Here is an 18,745-nt window from a genome sequence, read left to right on the forward strand (position 1 = left end):
AAGTCAGTCAGTGCCGGAAGTGCCGCACACCTGTGAACACCATCGCAATGCCATGCGCATCGGCCGCGGCGATGACGTCGTCATCGCGCATCGAACCACCTGGCTGGATGACTGCGGTTGCGCCGGCTTCAATCGCCGCCATCAGCCCGTCGGCAAACGGGAAGAACGCATCTGAGGCAACCACCGAGCCTTTCGTGAGCGGCTCGGCAAGACCCATGGCCTCAGCGGCGTCCTGTGCCTTGCGCGCGGCGATCCGCGAGGAATCAACCCGGCTCATCTGGCCGGCGCCGATACCTACGGTAGCGCCGTCCCGAACATAGACGATGGCATTCGACTTGACGTGCTTGGCAACGCGGAAGGCGAATTTCAGGTCGGCCATTTCAGCATCCGTCGGTGCGCGTCTGGTCACAACCTTCAGGGCGAGGTCATCGATGACCGCGTTGTCACGCCCCTGAATAAGAAGGCCGCCGGCGACCGATTTTACCGTAGTTGCAATCGTGCGGGGATCTGGCAAACCACCGGTAACCAAAAGGCGCAGGTTCTTCTTTGCGCCGATAATGTTGATCGCATCGCCGGTTGCCTCTGGCGCGATGATGACTTCGGTGAAGGTCTTGACGATCTCCTCTGCCGCATCGGCATCGAGCAGCCTGTTCACGGCGACGATGCCGCCGAATGCCGAAACGGGATCGCAGGCCAGCGCCTTCACATAGGCGTCCTTCAATGTGGTGGCTTCGGCAACGCCGCATGGGTTGGCGTGCTTGATGATGGCCACCGCAGCAGACTTGGACGGATCGAATTCTCCCACCAGTTCGAAGGCGGCATCGGTGTCGTTGATGTTGTTGTAGGACAATTGCTTGCCCTGCAATTGGCGTGCCGTGGCGACGCCCGGGCGCTGCTCGCCCGTAGCGTAGAAGCCAGCCGATTGGTGCGGGTTCTCGCCATAACGCATCACGCTCTCAAGCTTTCCCCCGAAGGCGCGCCACGTCGGGTGCTCGATCTCGAGCGCTTCGGCAAACCAACCCGATATCGCCGAATCGTACGCAGCCGTGCGTGCAAATGCCTTTGCCGCCAGCTTCTTGCGAAAATCGAGTGAGAGGGAGCCGAAATTCATTTCAAGCGCGTTCAGAACGGGTGCATAATCTTCGGGGTCTGTAACGATGGCCACGTAGGCGTGGTTCTTTGCCGATGCGCGCACCATAGCCGGGCCGCCGATGTCGATGTTCTCAACAACCGCCGGGTAGTCCGCACCCGATTGGCGCACCGTCTCGAACGGATATAGGTTGACGACGACGAGATCGATTGGCTCGATCTTGTGCTTGTGCATCGCCTGCGTGTGCTCGGGGTCATCGCGCACACCAAGCAGCGCGCCATGAACGGCCGGATGCAAAGTCTTGACCCGGCCATCCATGATTTCCGGAAAGCCCGTGAGTTCAGACACGTCGCGAACGGCAATGCCCGCTTCTGCTATCGCCTTGGCGGTTCCGCCGGTGGAAACAAGCTCGACGCCGGCGTGGGCGAGCGCTTGTGCAAAGTCCACGAGGCCTGTCTTGTCGGAAACCGACAGCAGCGCGCGGCGAACTGGTACGAGGTCGGGGGCTGGGATGTTCTTGGAGGCGACTGCCATGGGAGCGGCCCTTCATCTGGGAATAGGTGGGCCGTAACACATGACACCTGTAAATCAAGCAGGGATCAGTTTTTCACGGCACGGGGGCTCAATTCCAGCTGGAACGGCCGCCGGTGCGAACACGCGTCAATCGCCAGTGAACCTGCGGATGCTCCGATGCCTTGAGTGTCAAAACGAGCTGGCGGCTGATGCGTGGGCCGCCAAGGCCGGCAAAATAGATTGATTCCTCGACCTCGGGGGCCACATCAGCGCAAGCAAAAGCCCAACTGTCGGCATTGTCTGCGGTCAGCACCAAGCGATCGTCACTGTCCTTGAACAGCTTGATTTCAGGATGGAGGTGGAAACGAATGGTCACAAAGTCGCGGCCATTGTTGTTCGCTACCTCGCCTCCCGGACGTAGGAAGCTGTCCTTGCCTTGAAGCAAATTGCCCCTATCGGACAAGGTTAGCATTCGTTCGTGAACTATGCCGAAGCGCTGGACGTAGGCGTCGTGGCTTGCGGTGAATCCTTGATGCTCGTGACCATCGTCGCGATGGCAGGGTACGTTGCGCGGGCCCCCGACGAGCGGCGAACCGACAAGATTGCTCACGCGCGGCGAATGGCTAAATCGCGCCGATGAAGTGTCATTCAGCGTGGCGGTGGAGTGGGCTGCAGTGGCGCGCGCCAAGGGTCGGAATTCGGGATCGCCATAAGTATCCACGCCCGCATTGACGATAAAATGCTGCCGGCCCGACGACAATTCGAAGGAGAGGCACCCGGCATGAGCCGTTGTGGACAGGTCGGGTGGAGGAGAGAGGCCAGTGTCGGCAATAACCGTCACATCGCCCATGGATAGCCGTTCGTAGCCGGAATGCGGAGCATGCAGCAGCGGGGCGCCAGCCGTGTCGTCATGGCGCAGGATCGCAGCTATGCGGTCATGGATAGTTGCTCCCATGCCGTTAAAGCGGGCCAGGCTGCCGTCCTGGTGACGGAAGAACCGCAGCGCCGGCAACATGCGGTCTATGGCGCCCATCAATGCAGCGGGAGGAGCTTCCGCCTGGTTGGCATAGGTTTGGCGCAGAGGCAAAAGATCAGCCAGGATTTCGAGAACCGTCAATGGATTGCGGGAGATGTGACCGCCATCAGGAAGGATCTGACGACCTAGTTCATCGCTGAGATTACGGGTCGCCGCGCGCAATGCCGAGGCCGGTGTCGGCAGCGACAATGCAGCAAACGCCAGCGCGATACGGGCCCTGAGCCGGTCCTTGCCGTCCGGCATTTCGCGCACGATGGAGCGCAAGTAGCGGATCTGGATCGCCAGTGATTTCAGAAACGCCCGGTAGAATGGGAACTCTGCGCCTTGCAGTACCACAGAGGAGTGCTGCAACCACGCAATGATGCGCTTGGAGGTCACTCCGGGGTCCCAGGCAATGCCGCTGATGTGGCTGCCATGCATTGCGATCCAGTCGGAGACCAGGGCACGAGCATTGGCGGACGCCAGTTCGGTTCCGGCAGCGCGCATATGGCGTAGCCAGCGGAAGCCGTGCAGGGAGCGTTGCCAGCCTCGATTGGCGACTTCAATCTGAAATGGAGATTGTCCGCCTGTTTCGACCAGTCGCCCCGATAAAGGATAACGGCCATAGTAGATTTCGAGCGCGATCTGGGGATCGGCCAGGCGCAGGTCGGGTGGTGCAATCAGAACACGTTCGGGCGTGCGGCCGGAGTACCGCCAACGGTAAGCCGGGCCCGCACGCAGGCGTCGGCGTGCCTTACGCCAAAACTCCCGCGCGACGAGCGCCCATAGGCGCGTCGTGTTGATGGCAGCGGCAGCCAATGATCCTCCAGATGTCCCAATTCCCCTCGCAAGGGTAGATGATTCAAGAACTTATGCGAAGGCCCAATCGAATCAGAACGACGACAGGTGGGCTCGCTTTCCACATGCATTTGCACGCCCAGAGGGAAAATTGCGGTAGGCCCGTTTTGACGGGCTATGCCTTGCGAAGGCGGGCGGCAAAGAAGCCGTCCAGCCCTGATAGTGAGGCGCTGCCGAGTTTCAAACCGGCTGGTGTGGTGCGCAACGTCCCTTGTTCGGTCACGAAAGGTGCGATGCCTGCCACCTCGGATATCGAGATCGGATCCAGGCGAAGCCCAGGCGTTTCGGCAAGGAAGGCCGAAAGCAGGCCCTCGCCCTCGATAGGGTCAAGCGAACAATTGGAAAAGACGATCGTGCCGCCTGGCTTGGTGATTGCCACGGCCTTGGCAAGCAGCCGACGCTGCAGTTCGGCAAGTTTAACAATGTCATCGGGTGTTTTCGACCATGGCACATCCGGGTGCCGCCTAACCGTGCCGGTCGAGGAGCAAGGCGCATCAAGCAGCACTGCGTCGAACAACTCTTTCGGCTCGAACTTCAGGAGATCGGCTTGGACCACGTCAGCAGAGAGGCCAAGCCGGTCAAGGTTCTGTCGTAGCCTTGCCAGCCGGTTCTTGGATGTATCAATGGCGGTGACGCTGGCCCCGGCAAGAATGAGTTGGGCTGTCTTGCCGCCAGGCGCTGCGCAAAGGTCGGCAACGCATTGTCCCTTGATGTCGCCAAGCAATCGCGCCGGCAGGCTTGCAGCGGTGTCTTGTATCCACCACGCGCCGCCATTGAAGCCTGGCAACTCGGTTACCGGCATAGTCAGTTTTTCCAACCTGAGAGAGCCAGTCGGCAGTACAATGCCGCCGAGACGCGTTGCCCACATTTCGGAATCGGATTTCACGCTTATGTCGATTGGTGCTTCCAGGCGATGTGCGGCGAGGATAGAGCGTGCTTCGTCGCCGCCATATGCCTCAATCAACCTCGAGCGGAACCACTCCGGCGCGTCGTCGGTTGCAGCCAATGTCTTGGCAAGTTCCGTTTCCTTGGTGCGTACCAGGGCCCGCAACACCGCGTTTACCAGCCCCGAAAAGCGGACGGTCCGGGGGTCGGATTTTGCGTGCGTGACTGCAATATCAACGGCTGCGCTATCCGGTACGTCGAGGAATAGAATCTGTGCCGCCGCGACGTGCAATATGTGGGAGAGAGCCGTGGCGTTTGCCGGCAAAGGCTTGTCGAGCCTGCGGGAAACCAGCGTACCGATGGTAATGCGATGGCGCAGCGCGGTTGCGAGAATAGCGCGAACCAGTGCGCGATCGCGCATATCCAACGACATGTATTGTGGATGGCCATGCTCGTTGTCGGTTAGCCCGTCGAGCGGGGTGAGGGCGTCGACGACGGCTGCAAGCAGACGTGCCGCTGTCTTGCGCGCTGCGAGACCCGGTACATTAGTGGTCGGGTCGCTGTCTGGCTGTTGCCTTGGAAGGCGTCTTCGTGGCGGCGCGTCCTGGCTGGTCACTTCCAGCGACCTTTCGGTCCGGTTGGATTGCGACCCCAAGGATTGGCTTTCGGTTTCGATGTTTGTTCAGTTTCGGGATGCGATGCGCCGCCCCACGGACCTGTCGGGGCTTCACCTACATTTGGCTGCGTCGTCCGCTCTTGCGGGATAGGTTGTTCGGCCATTTCCGCAGCCATCGCTTGCAGCGCGGCGATGCGGTTGCCCGTGGCGGGGTGGGTGGAGAACAGATTGTCCATGCGCTCGCCGGAAAGCGGATTGATGATAAAAAGATGAGCTGTCGCGGGGCTTCGCTCCGCATCGGCATTGGGAATGCGTTCTGCGGTTCGGGCGATCTTGTCAAGGGCGGAAGCAAGCCAAAGCGGATGACCGCATATTTCCGCACCGCGCCGGTCAGCCGCATATTCGCGGGTACGGCTTACAGCCATCTGCACGATCATTGCGGCAAATGGGGCTACGATCATCGCAATCAGAACACCAACAAAGCCGAGTGGATTGTTGTTGTCGCGATTGCCACCAAAGAAAAACGCAAAGTTGCCGAGCATGGAAATGGCGCCTGCCAGCGTCGCTACGATTGTCATGGTCAAGGTATCGCGGTTCTGCACATGAGCCAGTTCGTGTGCCATGACGGCTGCAACCTCTTCATGCGAAAGCCGTTCCAGCAAGCCGGTAGAGGCCGCGACGGCGGCATTTTCCGGGTTGCGACCGGTGGCGAAGGCGTTCGGCTGGGGCGTGTCTATGATATATGTGCGGGGCATCGGTAGCCCGGCGCGCGAGGCTAACTCGCGGACGATCGCGTAGAATTCCGGCGCGTTCTTCTCGTCGACCTCGACGGCGCGATGCATGGCCAACACCATCTTGTCAGCATTCCAATAGCTGAAAAGGTTTGTGGCGGCGGCTATGACGAGCGCTATCATCATGCCGCCTGAACCACCGATCATGTAGCCTACGCCCATGAAAAGCGCGGTCATCGCGGCAAGAAGCATGGCGGTGCGAAGTGTATTCATCGTCTGCTCCATTTGGCCAATGCGGAAAGGGTCGATCCCGCGCACTGGTTCCGCTATATGATGGGAGAGAGTTTGCGGCGTTTCAATGCATGGGCAGATGACATGACTGAGGAAAACAGCGGGTTGACGCAAGACGATGGCTCGAACCTGCCAAAGAAGCTGCCGGCCGCCGCGCAGCGGGCGCTTGCCGAGGCCGAAGCCCGGCGCAAGCAATATGTTGCAGCTGAGGCAGCGCGACCCAAGGAACTGGGCGGGCGAGGCGGCATGGAACCAGGCCGCTACGGCGACTGGGAGGTGAAGGGCCTCACCGCCGATTTCTGAACGTGACGCGCAATCTCGATGAATGTGTCTAGATCGTCGGGAACAATAGACCACGGAATGCGTTGCAGAGATGGACTTTCCTCTCTGACAATCGACGCTACGAGGTACTGCGATGCTGATCCGGCTTGGCTATGAAATCGCTGTCGAATGCGATCAGGACACGCCCATCGTATCAATGCTCGAAATCAGCAAGGGGCGACAAGGCGATATTACGCGCCAGACAGAGGTGCTGACTTCGCCGGAAGTTCCAAGCACCCTCTATTTCGATATTTACGGAAACGCCTGTCGCCGTTTCATGGCGCCTGCGGGCAGTTTCCGCATCATGTACGACGCGATGGTCCAGGATTCCGGCCTTCCGGATGAGGTGAACACCTTGGCGATGGAAACACCGGTACAGGATCTGCCGAACGAGACGCTCGGCTTCCTTCTCGGCAGCCGCTACTGCGAAACCGATCATATGAGTAATCTTGCCTGGCAGTTGTTCGGAGGGATTCCTTCCGGATGGGCCAGGGTGCAAGCGATTGTCGACTATGTGCATAACCGGCTTTCGTTCGGATACGGATATGCGCGTGCCACGAGGACGGCAGCGCAGGCCCATGAGGAGCGGGTTGGAGTGTGTCGGGATTTCGCTCATCTCGCGATTACGCTCTGTCGCTGCATGAACATTCCCGCCCGCTATGTGAACGGGTACCTCGGTGACATTGGCGTGCCGGCAGATCCGGCGCCGATGGACTTTTCCGCATGGCTTGAGGTTTTCCTGGACGGCAAGTGGTACACGTTCGACGCTCGGCATAACGTGCCGCGCGTCGGCAGGATCGTGGTTGCGCGTGGGCGTGACGCTACTGATGTTCCGTTGCTGCACAGCTTTGGGCCGCATCGCCTCAGCCTCTTCAAGGTATGGACCTACGAGCAGGACACCCATCCGGCGTCGCCTCCGTTTCATGGCGTAGACCGAACGATGGGCGTGGAAGCCCTTTCATAGGAGCCAATCGCAAATTTGCGCTTGTGTGCGGCAGGTAATAGGAATAATTTCCTTGTATGGAAATACTTGGTACCTCGCAATTGGTGGCCGCTGCATGGTTGTTGGCGGTAGGACCTTTGTTCACCTCTCCGGTTAACGCGGCCAAGTTGTTTCACGGCCCTGTCGAGGCCAATGTGGTCGATGTCATTGATGGAGACACGTTCCTGGCAGACGCCTTGGTTTGGCCGGGCCAATCCCTGCGGATAAACATTCGAATTCGCGGTATCGATGCGCCGGAGATGAAAAGCCAATGCCCAACAGAGCATGATGCGGCTCTGCGCGCCCGAGATGGGCTTGTGGACATCCTTGGTGTCCAGCCGATCCTGATCTCTAACATCGCGGGAGCAAAATACTATGGACGCGTCCTGGCAGACGTCGTTGCAGCAAATGGGAAAGAGGTTGCCGAGGAGATGATCCTGCGCAGCCTCGTCAGGCCTTACGGCGGCGGCAAGCGGGCGGGTTGGTGCGACTGACCCGTTTCGATACGTGCCCCGTTTCGACACAGGCAATGGTGTCCCGGAATGGACTGTTTCAAACGCGTTGGTCGAGGGTGGCGCAGGACATGGTAGGCGCAAAGTAAACATCCATGCGAGGCAGCCAAATCGTTTACAGCGCTTTTACCATTCGTGTGTGCGAATACTAATAAAAACAATGGGTTGGTTGGTTGCGCCTCGTTTCGGCGCTCCAACTCACGGCAATCGGCCAGAATCCTGCAATGCACCAGACAACGGCAATCGATGCCGTATCATTTGGAGGCAGGACAATGCGGCGGAATGGGATAGTGGGTCGATCGACAGTGTGCTTCGGGGCAGATCGGCGCGGTAACTTCGCTATTGTCTTTGGCATGGTCGTCGCGGTGCTCGCTCTCGCCGTCGGCTTCGGCGTAGACACGGCACAGCTCATGAACGCCAAGTCTGCTTTGCAGAATGCAGTGGATAGCGCGGTGACTTCCACAGCTCGCGATCTTACCACTGGTTCGGCTACTGAAGAGGAAGCGCGCAAGACGGTTTCTGCATTCCTCACGGCCAACAGTGCAGGCGGCGCTTTGCCTTACGACAAGATCGTACTCGACAAGCTGGTCATCGACAGGGCTGCCAAGACGGTTACGGCGAGCGCCTATGTCGACGTGCCGTTGTATTTTGCGTTGTTCGGGCAAAACAATGTCAAACGCATCCACAACACCGGTGCAGCCGTCTACTCTGACAAGCACATCGAAGTTGCGATGATGCTCGATGTCACCGGCTCGATGGGTGGTCAGAAGATCAAGGATCTCAAGACTGCTGCCACGAATGCGGTCGAGGCTCTGTTCAAGAACCAGAATCCCAGCAACCCGCGTGTACGCGCTGCGATTATTCCCTACGCGGAAGCGGTCAATACAGGTTTGCTAGCTGATACAGTTTTTATCGAACAAAAGGGAGGGGCTGATCTTCCGCCACCTGATGATCAGCCAATTTTGGCGTCGGCAGCCAGTTCGACGCGGCCCGATAAATGCGCGACAGAGCGCAAAGACAAGGACGGGGCAGCAGACTTCACCGACGATGGGCCGTACACCAAACGTAACAATAACGCCGGCAAGATCTATACCGCTAGGATCAATCGTGACGACCGCATCTCGCTCGTCAAGGATGGGCGCGGCGTAGTGGTCGGCACCAAATGCCCCAAGGCCGAAGTTATTCCCCTGACAACGGACAAGCAGAAGCTGCTCGACACAATTACTGACTTTGCCGCCGACGGGGTCACGGCAGGCGGCATCGCTGCACAATGGGGCTATTACATGTTGTCACCGAAGTGGCGAGCTGCCATTCAAAACGCTGGTGCTGGCGACGGCCCGGCTGACTTCAATAAAGAAAAAGTCGGCAAAGTGGCGATTTTGATGACCGACGGCCAGTTCAACACTGCCTTCGCCGGGGTGCCGGTCAGCAATAACTCGTCCAATCAACCCCAGAACGATCAAGGAGCCAAGGCGCGCCTTTATGCCGAAAGTATCTGCGCCAACATGAAGCGCGACGGTATCGAGGTCTATACGATTGGGTTTGCCCTGAGCAGCAAGGAGCAGAATGAGGCCAGGGCAGTACTGCAGAATTGCGCTACCAAAGATACCTCCGCCATCAGGCATTTCTTCGATGTTTCGACCGGGCCTGAACTCGACGCGGCATTCACAGAGATCATCGCCAACACCGAAAGGCTGGCGCTGACGCGATAAACAGTTAGTGGGCGCGGAGCTTGCGCGGCCGGGGATAGAGCCAGACAAGCAAAAAGGCCGCCGCTTCTTTCGAAGCAGGCGGCCTTTCCGTGTCTTCGTCCAGTGCGTAGCCCGTCGCGGGTTCCTGAGAACTCTCGCCAGGCGGCTCGACATTTAGCGGAGAGGTTGCTCCCCGCAAAGGCGATCCGCCGGGACCATACGCATGGAAACGAAATCACTCGACATCGGATCACCTCCTTTCAATTGGTTGAACACAACCACATGATGGGGTGCGTCGCCGGCGATTGCAAGAGGACGACGGTGGGAGCAGGCTTGCGGGCGCTCCTGTCACTCGGGCAACAGGCGCATGGTGTCGCCGATGTCAATGTCTCCCGTGTGGTCGACGCGGCAATAGACACCGAAGTTGTGCCTGTTGTGACGAACGAGCGTTCGCAGGATATTTGGATCATGATCGATCCCTTCCTGGGCGATGATTGTAAAGCCACAGCGGCGGCACGGTTCCACAATTGTCAACTCGACCGGACCGATTGCGATCCGGCGCCCCATCCATTCTGTTTCTGGAAAAGAGCCGTCTATCTCGGGAATGTCGACCAGAACGCTTGGGCGAAATCGCCTCGTGTCGACATTGCCGGTCGGATGGAGCGCCTGCAATCTTGCCAGTGAAGCGGTGGTCAGAAGATGGATCGGCGCCTTGTCATAGCGCGCCTTTGTGACGGCGCCGGCATATCCGGACACTGGCGTTTTCTCAAAGGGTTGGATGGCAACGTCGAAGCCAAGATATGCGGATATGGCCGCATCGGTTTCTGCGCTTGGGGCCGGTATCCATGTGTCGGTTCCTGGCACCGAGATTTCCAGCGATCGATCCGGTGCCAGCCTGGCGAGGATACGCGGTACCTTTTGCCATCTGGATACGGTGTCTGGGCGGGCGATCTCGCCACTTGCCGCATCAATCAACCCGAAAAGCCTGTCACCGTCGGCCCCGCTCGTGCCGACGGCCATCGTGCCCAAGATCTCTCCGCCAAGCGAACTGGCAGGGTAGCGCCACAATTCCCTGACGTGCCCAACGTCGGCCATCATCGCCTTCAGCATCTGCAACATTGGAGGTGGTAACCACCCCCAATGCGTTAGCTTTTGTCTCCTGCCGGCGCGAAATCGAAACCGTTTCGCGCCTCTGCGGGATTTACCTAGGCACTTTCCCTCTTGTTCTGCCTGTTGGCAATGAGGTCGTCAACGACGCTGGGGTCGGCAAGCGTCGAGGTGTCACCCAGCGAGGTGTACTCGTCCTCGGCAATCTTGCGCAGGATGCGGCGCATGATCTTGGCCGAGCGGGTCTTGGGCAGGCCAGGCGCGAACTGGATCTTGTCCGGCGTGGCGATGGCCCCGATCTCCTTGCGCACATGGGCTATCAGCTCCTTGCGCAGGCCTTCGCTGGGCGTCTCGCCTTCGGCCAGCGTGACATAGCAATAGATGCCCTGTCCCTTGATGTCGTGCGGATAACCGACGACTGCGGCTTCCGAAACCTTATCATGGGCAACCAGCGCCGACTCGACTTCCGCCGTGCCCATGCGGTGGCCGGACACGTTGATGACGTCGTCGACGCGGCCGGTGATCCAGTAGTAGTCGTCGCCGTCGCGGCGGCAGCCGTCACCGGTGAAGTACTTGCCCTTGTAGGTGGAGAAGTATGTCTGCACGAAGCGGTCGTGGTCGCCGAACACGGTGCGCATCATGCCGGGCCAGGGATGCTTGATGCAGAGATTGCCGCTGCCTTCGCCCTCGATGACATTGCCATCGCCGTCGACGATCTCCGGCACGATGCCGAAGAAGGGCCGCGTTGCCGAACCTGCCTTCAAGTCGGTCGCACCGGGCAGCGGGGCGATCAGGATGCCGCCGTTCTCGGTCTGCCACCAGGTATCGACCACCGGGCATTTTTTCTCGCCGACGACGTTGTAATACCACTCCCAGGCTTCCGGATTGATCGGCTCGCCGACCGAACCCAGGACGCGCAACGACTTGCGCGACGACTTCTTGACCCACTCGTCGCCTGCGCCGCGCAGCGCCCGGATGGCAGTCGGCGCGGTGTAGAAGATGTTGACCTTGTGCTTGTCGACGACTTCCCAGAAGCGCGACGGCGTCGGATAATTCGGCACACCCTCGAACATCAGCGTCGTCGCGCCGTTGGCGAGCGGGCCGTAGAGGATGTAGGAGTGGCCTGTCACCCAGCCGACGTCAGCGGTACACCAGTAGACGTCGCCATCGTGGTAGTCGAAGATGTACTGATGGGTCATCGAGACGTAGACGAGGTAGCCGCCGGTGGTGTGCAGCACGCCCTTCGGCTTGCCGGTCGAACCTGATGTGTAGAGGATGAACAGCGGGTCTTCCGCCTTCATCTTCTCCGGCTTGCAGTCGGGCTTTACCGAAGCCGCTTCCTGGTGCAGCCAGACGTCGCGGCCTTCCTTCCAGTCGATCTTGCCGCCGGTGCGATGCACGACGACGACCTTGTCGACCTTGATGCCTTCCCTGGCGGCGATCTCGATGGCCTTGTCGGTGTTCTCCTTCAAGGGGATGTGCTTGCCGGCGCGCAGACCCTCGTCTGCGGTGATGACGAAGTTCGACTTGCAGTCGACGATACGCCCTGCCAGCGCGTCAGGCGAGAAGCCGCCGAACACGACCGAATGGATGGCGCCGATGCGCGTGCAGGCGAACATCGCGTAAGCCGCTTCCAAGATCATCGGCATGTAGATGGTGACGCGGTCGCCCTTCTTGACGCCGTGCTTCTTCAACACGTTGGCGAAGCGGCAGACATGCTCGTGCAGTTCGTTGTAGGTGACCTTCTTCTCATCATAGGGATTGTCGCCTTCCCAGATGATGGCGACCTGGTTGCCGCGCTTCTTCAGGTGGCGGTCGATGCAGTTGTAGGAAACGTTTGTCTGGCCATCCTCGAACCACTTGATCGAGACCTTGCCGTCGAAGGAAGCGTTCCTCACCTTGGTGTAGGGCTTGAACCAGTCGATGCGCTTGCCATGCTTGCCCCAGAATTTGTCCGGGTTCTTCACGCTGTCGGCATACCACTTCAGATAGGTGTCGTTGTCGATCAGCGCATTCTTCTTCCAGCCGGGTTGTACACGGTGGACATGAACGTCGGACATTGCCTGCTTTCCTCCCGAAATCTGCTATCTGGGGTTGCGGGCGATGACGAAAGCCTCGCGCCGCGAAGATGAGGCATTATTAACAGTTCCGTTCAATCGGCAATATTAGACGTTCGGTTGCATGGCGGCTTGTCGCAAGAATCGTACACAGTGCAGCGTCCGGTGCGAAATCTCGTAAGCGACCGACTTGACAGCAACAAAACCTTGCGCTCGCGCGTTGCAACGAACAGTTAACCATGTGGGCGCAGAGTTTGCGTCAGGCAGGTACACGTTGTGAGGCAACCATGCGTGACCAAGGCGAACTGGAACTGATGCTCAAGGGCTATGGGCTGACGACGGCAAAGATTCTCTACCACTTTCCCGACCATCCCCATCTGCTGCAAACCTTCATATGGCAGGACTACGACATCGCGCCGAAGTTCCCGGTGTTGGTGAAGTTCATCGAGTTCTGGAAGGCAAAGCTCGAAGGACCGCTACACTCGGTGAGCTATTCCCATAAGGCGCTGATCGGCCCGAACGAGTGGCGAAAGGTGGACGGCGAGTTTTTGCTGCACTGAGGGCAAGACATCCCGCCGGGCATGTGTGCAGGAGGCCCGTAACGGCAGGAATGCCTGCGTCTGGGCGCAGGTGGCTGGGACGGTCTTTCTCCCCTGCCTCCCTCACACGCTGGCACAACCATTGATGTGCGTTGCGTCACTCTGGGTCGATTGCAAAGGTCGACCGCAGAGGCTATGGCTCGACCAGAATTCGCTGAACCCCGTGGTTCGCGAAAGAAGGAGAAAGCCATGAAAAACAAGCTTTTAGCCGGCGTCGCGATGATCGCATCGCTCGCTTTTGCAACCGTTGCGCAGGCTGATATCGTCATCGGCCTTGTTGCCCCACTCACCGGCCCTGTCGCGGCTTATGGCGACCAGGTCAAGAACGGCGCCCAGGCTGCCGTGGATACCATCAACGCGAAAGGCGGCATCCTTGGCGAACAAGTCGTGCTGAAGCTCGCCGATGATGCCGGCGATCCCAAGCAGGGCGTCTCTGCCGCTAATCTGCTCGTTGGCGATGGCGTGCACTATGTCGTTGGTCCGGTCACGTCCGGCGTTGCCATTCCGGCATCGGATGTGTTTGCCGAGAACGGTATCCTGATGGTGACTCCGACAGCTACGGCGCCTGATCTTACAGCGCGCGGTCTCACCAATGTACTGCGCACCTGCGGCCGCGATGACCAGCAGGCCGAGGTTGCTGCTGCCTACGTTCTCAAGAACCTGAAGGACAAGCGCATCGCCGTCATCCACGACAAGGCGACCTATGGCAAAGGCCTCGCCGATGCCTTCAAGGCGGCTATCAATGCCGGCGGCGTTACCGAGGTTGCCTACAATTCGCTCAACCCAGGCGAGAAGGATCTATCGGCGCTGGTCACGCGTCTCAAGGCCGACAATGTCGAGGTGATCTATTTCGGCGGTTATCACCCCGAGGGTGGCCTGCTTGCCCGCCAGCTCGCGGATGCAGGCGTCAAGGCGACGATCATCGGCGGCGAGGGTCTGTCCAACACCGAATTCTGGGCTATCGGCAATGAAGCTGCCGCCGGCACGATTTTCACCAACGCATCCGATGCCTTGAAGAACCCGGATTCGGCCGATGCCGTGCAGGTGCTGAAGGACAAGGGCATTCCGCCTGAAGCCTTTACGCTCAATGCCTATGCTGCGGTCGAAGTTATCAAGGCCGGCATCGAGAAGGCCGGCAAGGCCGACGACACTGCCGCAGTTGCGACCGCACTGAAGTCTGGCGAGCCGATTGCGACCGCCATCGGCAAGTTGACCTATGGCGAGAATGGCGACCTCACCTCGCCGAGCTTCTCGCTGTTCAAGTGGGAAGGCGGCAAGATCGTTTCGGCCGAATAAGCCTTCCTCAAAATTCTTAAAAAAGGCCGGGGCGTTTCGCTCCGGCCTTTTTCGTATGCGTGATTTTGCTGGTAAAGCGTGTCGCGATCTTTCAGATTCGCTAAATGCGCTTTAGCTCCTTGATTTTATGCATGTCTCCCGAAATCGGTTCCCACTTTCGGGAGACATGCATTAACGGCTGCCGAAGATCGCCGAGCCGACACGCACGCTGGTGGCGCCAAAGGCAATCGCCAGTTCATAGTCGCCGGACATGCCCATCGAAAGCTTGGCAAGGCCTGCCTCGTGCGCCAGCTTTTCGAGCAGAGCGAAGTGGGGACCAGGATTTTCATCGGCGGGCGGAATACACATCAGACCTTCGATGGTGAGGCCGTGGGTCTCGCGACAACGCTTTACGAAGGCAACCGCTTCAGTTGGCTCGATGCCGGCTTTCTGTGGTTCCGAACCTGTGTTGACCTGTACGTAGAGTTTGAGAGTGCGGCCCTGCCTGCCCATTTCCTTGGCTAGTTCGGCAGCGATCTTCTCACGGTCCACGGTTTCTATGACGTCGAACAGGGCGACGGCTTCCTTTGCCTTGTTGGATTGGAGCGGGCCGATCAGGTGCAACTCGATGTCGGGACATTCCTCTTTTAGCGCCGGCCATTTGCCCTGCGCTTCCTGGACACGGTTTTCGCCGAATACGCGCTGGCCAGCCTCGATCACGGGGAGAATCGTTTCGGCGTCGAATGTCTTGGAAACAGCGACCAAGGTCGTTGATCCGGCTTTGCGATCGCCTTGGCGTTCTGCATTCGCAATCTTGGCTTTGACCAGCGAAAGCTGTTCGACCGCACTACCCATATCGTGTTCCTGTCGCCCCGAAGGTGTCGATTTTGTCCCGGCTTTGCACCATACGGTTGACGGGTTCTCCAAACCGTGGTGAAGACCGGGGCCATGTTCCGCAGCCAGCGCAAGCTGGGCTGCTTTCCGCATGCTTTTAAAAGAAAAACCGGTCATGGCAACCGAACGATACAATCCGCGCGCGTCCGAACCCAAATGGCAGAAGGCCTGGGATGTCGAGAAGCTGTTCGAGACGAAGAACGAAGATCCGCGGCCGAAATACTACGTGCTTGAGATGTTCCCTTACCCATCAGGGCGCATCCACATGGGCCATGTCCGCAACTACGCTATGGGCGACGTGGTCGCCCGCTACCATCGCGCCAAGGGCGAAAACGTGCTTCACCCGATGGGTTGGGATGCGTTCGGGCTGCCGGCCGAAAACGCTGCGCGCGACAACAAGGTAAACCCGCGCGACTGGACCTATTCCAATATCAAGACGATGAAGGGCCAGTTGAAGACGATGGGCCTTTCGCTCGACTGGGCGCGCGAGTTCGCGACCTGCGACCCGAGCTACTATCGCCATCAGCAGAAGATGTTCCTCGATTTCTGGAAGGCCGGGCTGGTCGAGCGCAGGTCGGCGAAGGTCAACTGGGACCCAGTCGACATGACTGTGCTTGCCAACGAGCAGGTCATAGACGGCAAGGGCTGGCGCTCCGGCGCGCCGGTCGAGCAGCGCGACCTGACGCAGTGGTTCTTCAAGATCACGTCTATGTCGCAGGATCTGCTGGACGGGCTGGGTACGCTTGACCGCTGGCCCGACAAGGTCAAGCTGATGCAGGCCAACTGGATCGGCCGCTCGGAAGGACTGCTGCTTCGCTGGCCCCTGGTCAAGGAAACGGCGCCAGCGGGCGAGAGCGAGCTTGAAGTCTACACCACTCGCCCCGACACGATTTTCGGCGCGTCCTTCCTGGCGATCGCCGCGGACCATCCGCTGGCAAGGAAGGCGGCCGAGGGCAATGCCGAGCTTGCCACCTTCATTGAAGATGTGCGTCATCGCGGCACCTCGGCAGCAGAACTGGAGACGGCGGAAAAGCGCGGCTTCGATACCGGCGTCCGCGTGGCGCATCCGTTCGATGCGAACTGGACGCTGCCAGTCTATGTCGCCAATTTCGTCTTGATGGACTATGGCACCGGCGCAATTTTCGGCTGCCCGGCGCATGACCAGCGCGACCTTGATTTCGCCAACAAATATGGCCTGCCAGTAGTGCCGGTGGTGAAGCCGGAAGGTGTCGATGCAGCCTCTTTCCAGATCACGGAAGAAGCCTATTCCGACGACGGCAAGATGATCAATTCGCGTTTCCTCGATGGCATGAGCCCCGATCAGGCGTTCAACGAGGTGGCGACGCGTCTTTCCGGCGTGACCATGGGCAATCGGCCGCAGGCCGAGCGCAAGGTACAGTTCCGCCTGCGCGACTGGCTGATCTCGCGCCAGCGCTATTGGGGTTGCCCAATTCCCGTCGTGCATTGCGACGATTGTGGCGCGGTTCCCGTTCCATTCGAGCAGCTGCCCGTGGAACTGCCGTCCGACGTGACCTTCGACAGGCCGGGCAATCCGCTCGACCACCACCCGACGTGGAAGCACACCGATTGCCCGAAATGCGGCAAGAAGGCGAGGCGCGACACGGACACGATGGATACGTTCGTGGATTCGTCGTGGTATTTCGCACGCTTCACCGATCCCTGGAACGAGAAGGCGCCGACGACGCTTTCCTATGTCGACGGCAAGGGCGGCTGGCTGCCGGTCAACCAGTATATCGGTGGCATCGAACACGCGATCCTGCACTTGCTGTACTCGCGTTTCTTCACCCGCGCCATGAAGGCGACGGGCCATGTCAATGCTGTCGAAGAGCCGTTCGAGGGCCTGTTTACGCAAGGCATGGTGGTGCACGAGACATACAAGGGACCGCAGGGCTGGGTAACGCCCGCCGAGGTCAAGGTCGAGGAGGCAGACGGCGCGCGCAAGGCGAGCTTGCTTGCCGATGGCACGCCGGTCGTGATCGGCTCGATCGAGAAGATGTCGAAGTCGAAGAAGAACGTCGTCGATCCGGACGACATCATCGCCAGCTATGGTGCGGATACTGCCCGCTGGTTCATGCTGTCGGATTCACCGCCTGAACGCGACGTGATCTGGACCGAGGCCGGTGTCGAAGGTGCGCACCGCTTCGTGCAGCGCATCTGGCGGCTGGTGGCGGATGCCGCGCCTGCCTTGCAGGGTGTCGCGCCGAAGGCAGGTGCCGATGGAGATGGGGCGGCTGTTTCGCGTGCTGCCCACAAGATACTGAAGGCCGTGGGCGAGGACATCGAGCGGCTGCATTTCAACAAGGCCGTGGCTCGCCTTTATGAACTCACCAATGTGCTTTCGCCGCAGGTTGCGGCGGTGAATGGCGGAGGCGTGGAACGCGCGGGCGCGGTGCGGCAGGCGCTCGAGTATCTCATCATCATGATTGCGCCGATGATGCCTCATCTGGCTGAGGAATCCTGGCAGGTGCTGGGCGGCGAGGGGCTGGTCGCGGCGGCACGCTGGCCTGTCTTCGATCCGGCGCTCGTCGTCGATAACGAGGTCGTTTTGCCGGTGCAGGTGAACGGCAAGAAGCGCGGCGATTTGACAATTGCCCGCGACGCGGATCAAGCTGCGGTCGAAAAGGCGGCACTGGCTCTCGACTTCGTTCAGAAGGCGCTCGAGGGAAAGGCGCCGCGCAAAGTCATCGTCGTGCCCCAGAGGATCGTCAATGTCGTTGCATGAGAACAGCAAGCCGGCTGTGACGCCCCGTTTGCGCCCGGTATTGCTGGCTGGGGTGTTTTTCTGCGTGGCGCTTGCATCGGCTTGCACCGTGCGCCCCCTCTATTCCAACGCGCCGCTATCACCAGGAAGCACCGTTGGCGCAACGGCGGAGATGGCGTCGATCGCCGTCAAGCCGGTCAAGACGCGCTATGCGCAGCAGGTGCGCAACAATCTGATCTTCGGCTTGACGCGCGGCGCCGGCGAACCCGCCACGCCGGCCTATTCGCTCGATCTCGATGTCAGCGAACTGGTCCAGTCGGCGGCAACGATCCAGGTCACGACGGATCAGGACGAGCCGACGGCCGGAACGGTGACGCTGACGGCAGCCTACAAGCTTGTCGAGGCCGGCACCGGCAAGGTGGTCGGTGCGGGCAAGCGCTCGATTTCATCTTCCTTCGACAGGCCAGCTCAGGAGTTCGCCTCCTATCGCGCCCAGATCGATGCCGAGAATAGAGCAGCGCGGGAATTGGCCGAGCTGTTGCGCTTGGCTATCGGGCAGGATCTGGCGAAGCGCAGTTAGCGCTTC

The 18,745-nt window shown here is 59.7% G+C and carries 15 protein-coding genes; 8 read left to right on the plus strand and 7 right to left on the minus strand.

Annotated features, from left to right (window positions below; all coding sequences use genetic code 11):
* Positions 1 to 7: 7 nt before the first annotated feature.
* The 4 genes from purH to htpX all read right to left on the minus strand — a co-directional run bounded on the left by purH (position 8) and on the right by htpX (position 5,981).
* Positions 8 to 1,624 carry a bifunctional phosphoribosylaminoimidazolecarboxamide formyltransferase/IMP cyclohydrolase gene (purH, locus tag ACODTY_RS11155; protein ID WP_488994338.1) on the minus strand — a complete coding sequence of 539 codons (1,617 nt, stop codon included), beginning with the start codon at positions 1,622 to 1,624 and terminating at the stop codon, positions 8 to 10.
* Between the two features lie 88 nt (positions 1,625 to 1,712).
* Complete coding sequence (locus tag ACODTY_RS11160) at positions 1,713 to 3,437, minus strand: heparinase II/III family protein (protein WP_488994339.1); 1,725 nt, start codon at positions 3,435 to 3,437, stop codon at positions 1,713 to 1,715.
* 154 nt (positions 3,438 to 3,591) lie between these two features.
* Positions 3,592 to 4,977, minus strand: coding sequence for an RsmB/NOP family class I SAM-dependent RNA methyltransferase (locus ACODTY_RS11165; RefSeq protein WP_488994340.1), 1,386 nt, complete (start codon positions 4,975 to 4,977; stop codon positions 3,592 to 3,594).
* Entirely contained in the window at positions 4,974 to 5,981 is a 1,008-nt protein-coding gene (gene htpX / locus ACODTY_RS11170; protein WP_488994341.1) for a zinc metalloprotease HtpX, read from the minus strand. The genes ACODTY_RS11165 and htpX overlap by 4 nt, the downstream gene beginning before the upstream one ends.
* Before the next feature lie 102 nt (positions 5,982 to 6,083).
* Here htpX and ACODTY_RS11175 point away from each other — a divergent pair, with 102 nt between their 5' ends.
* The 4 genes from ACODTY_RS11175 to ACODTY_RS11190 all read left to right on the plus strand — a co-directional run bounded on the left by ACODTY_RS11175 (position 6,084) and on the right by ACODTY_RS11190 (position 9,526).
* A complete protein-coding gene (locus ACODTY_RS11175) occupies positions 6,084 to 6,302 on the plus strand; it encodes a DUF1674 domain-containing protein (protein ID WP_488994342.1) in 219 nt (72 codons plus the stop codon).
* A gap of 112 nt (positions 6,303 to 6,414) precedes the next feature.
* A complete protein-coding gene (locus ACODTY_RS11180) occupies positions 6,415 to 7,284 on the plus strand; it encodes a transglutaminase-like domain-containing protein (protein ID WP_488994343.1) in 870 nt (289 codons plus the stop codon).
* A gap of 83 nt (positions 7,285 to 7,367) precedes the next feature.
* Positions 7,368 to 7,796, plus strand: a complete 429-nt coding sequence (locus ACODTY_RS11185) for a thermonuclease family protein (protein WP_488994381.1) — start codon at positions 7,368 to 7,370, stop codon at positions 7,794 to 7,796.
* 308 nt (positions 7,797 to 8,104) lie between these two features.
* Positions 8,105 to 9,526 carry a pilus assembly protein TadG-related protein gene (locus ACODTY_RS11190; protein WP_488994344.1) on the plus strand — a complete coding sequence of 474 codons (1,422 nt, stop codon included), beginning with the start codon at positions 8,105 to 8,107 and terminating at the stop codon, positions 9,524 to 9,526.
* Positions 9,527 to 9,853: 327 nt separating this feature from the next.
* On the opposite strand, the gene ACODTY_RS11195 is transcribed toward ACODTY_RS11190, so the two are convergent.
* Together ACODTY_RS11195 and acs are read right to left on the minus strand one after the other, a co-directional pair.
* Positions 9,854 to 10,624 carry an MOSC domain-containing protein gene (locus tag ACODTY_RS11195; RefSeq protein ID WP_488994345.1) on the minus strand — a complete coding sequence of 257 codons (771 nt, stop codon included), beginning with the start codon at positions 10,622 to 10,624 and terminating at the stop codon, positions 9,854 to 9,856.
* 86 nt (positions 10,625 to 10,710) lie between these two features.
* Positions 10,711 to 12,672, minus strand: coding sequence for an acetate--CoA ligase (acs, locus tag ACODTY_RS11200; RefSeq protein ID WP_488994346.1), 1,962 nt, complete (start codon positions 12,670 to 12,672; stop codon positions 10,711 to 10,713).
* A gap of 284 nt (positions 12,673 to 12,956) precedes the next feature.
* Between acs and ACODTY_RS11205 the strand changes: the two genes are divergently transcribed.
* Entirely contained in the window at positions 12,957 to 13,229 is a 273-nt protein-coding gene (locus ACODTY_RS11205) for an usg protein (protein WP_488994347.1), read from the plus strand.
* A gap of 228 nt (positions 13,230 to 13,457) precedes the next feature.
* On the plus strand, positions 13,458 to 14,564 hold the full coding sequence (locus tag ACODTY_RS11210) for a branched-chain amino acid ABC transporter substrate-binding protein (RefSeq protein WP_488994348.1): 1,107 nt from the start codon (positions 13,458 to 13,460) through the stop codon (positions 14,562 to 14,564).
* A gap of 171 nt (positions 14,565 to 14,735) precedes the next feature.
* Here the strand turns inward: ACODTY_RS11210 and ACODTY_RS11215 are convergent, their stop codons facing one another.
* Entirely contained in the window at positions 14,736 to 15,398 is a 663-nt protein-coding gene (locus tag ACODTY_RS11215; protein WP_488994349.1) for a YggS family pyridoxal phosphate-dependent enzyme, read from the minus strand.
* A gap of 154 nt (positions 15,399 to 15,552) precedes the next feature.
* Between ACODTY_RS11215 and leuS the strand changes: the two genes are divergently transcribed.
* On the plus strand, positions 15,553 to 18,180 hold the full coding sequence (leuS, locus tag ACODTY_RS11220) for a leucine--tRNA ligase (RefSeq protein ID WP_488994350.1): 2,628 nt from the start codon (positions 15,553 to 15,555) through the stop codon (positions 18,178 to 18,180).
* Positions 18,167 to 18,739, plus strand: a complete 573-nt coding sequence (locus tag ACODTY_RS11225; RefSeq protein ID WP_488994351.1) for an LPS assembly lipoprotein LptE — start codon at positions 18,167 to 18,169, stop codon at positions 18,737 to 18,739. The genes leuS and ACODTY_RS11225 overlap by 14 nt, the downstream gene beginning before the upstream one ends.
* The last annotated feature ends 6 nt before the right edge of the window (positions 18,740 to 18,745 follow it).

The sequence above is a fragment of the Mesorhizobium sp. FG116 genome (assembly GCF_057809835.1).

Excerpts from the sequence above, each read along its gene's own strand:
- purH (WP_488994338.1), bottom strand. The coding sequence starts at position 1,624 with ATGGCAGTCGCCTCCAAGAACATCCCAGCCCCCGACCTCGTACCAGTT.
- htpX (WP_488994341.1), bottom strand. The coding sequence starts at position 5,981 with ATGAATACACTTCGCACCGCCATGCTTCTTGCCGCGATGACCGCGCTT.
- ACODTY_RS11175 (WP_488994342.1), top strand. The coding sequence starts at position 6,084 with ATGACTGAGGAAAACAGCGGGTTGACGCAAGACGATGGCTCGAACCTG.
- ACODTY_RS11180 (WP_488994343.1), top strand. The coding sequence starts at position 6,415 with ATGCTGATCCGGCTTGGCTATGAAATCGCTGTCGAATGCGATCAGGAC.
- ACODTY_RS11195 (WP_488994345.1), bottom strand. The coding sequence starts at position 10,624 with ATGTTGCAGATGCTGAAGGCGATGATGGCCGACGTTGGGCACGTCAGG.
- acs (WP_488994346.1), bottom strand. The coding sequence starts at position 12,672 with ATGTCCGACGTTCATGTCCACCGTGTACAACCCGGCTGGAAGAAGAAT.
- ACODTY_RS11205 (WP_488994347.1), top strand. The coding sequence starts at position 12,957 with ATGCGTGACCAAGGCGAACTGGAACTGATGCTCAAGGGCTATGGGCTG.
- ACODTY_RS11210 (WP_488994348.1), top strand. The coding sequence starts at position 13,458 with ATGAAAAACAAGCTTTTAGCCGGCGTCGCGATGATCGCATCGCTCGCT.
- ACODTY_RS11215 (WP_488994349.1), bottom strand. The coding sequence starts at position 15,398 with ATGGGTAGTGCGGTCGAACAGCTTTCGCTGGTCAAAGCCAAGATTGCG.
- leuS (WP_488994350.1), top strand. The coding sequence starts at position 15,553 with ATGGCAACCGAACGATACAATCCGCGCGCGTCCGAACCCAAATGGCAG.
- ACODTY_RS11225 (WP_488994351.1), top strand. The coding sequence starts at position 18,167 with ATGTCGTTGCATGAGAACAGCAAGCCGGCTGTGACGCCCCGTTTGCGC.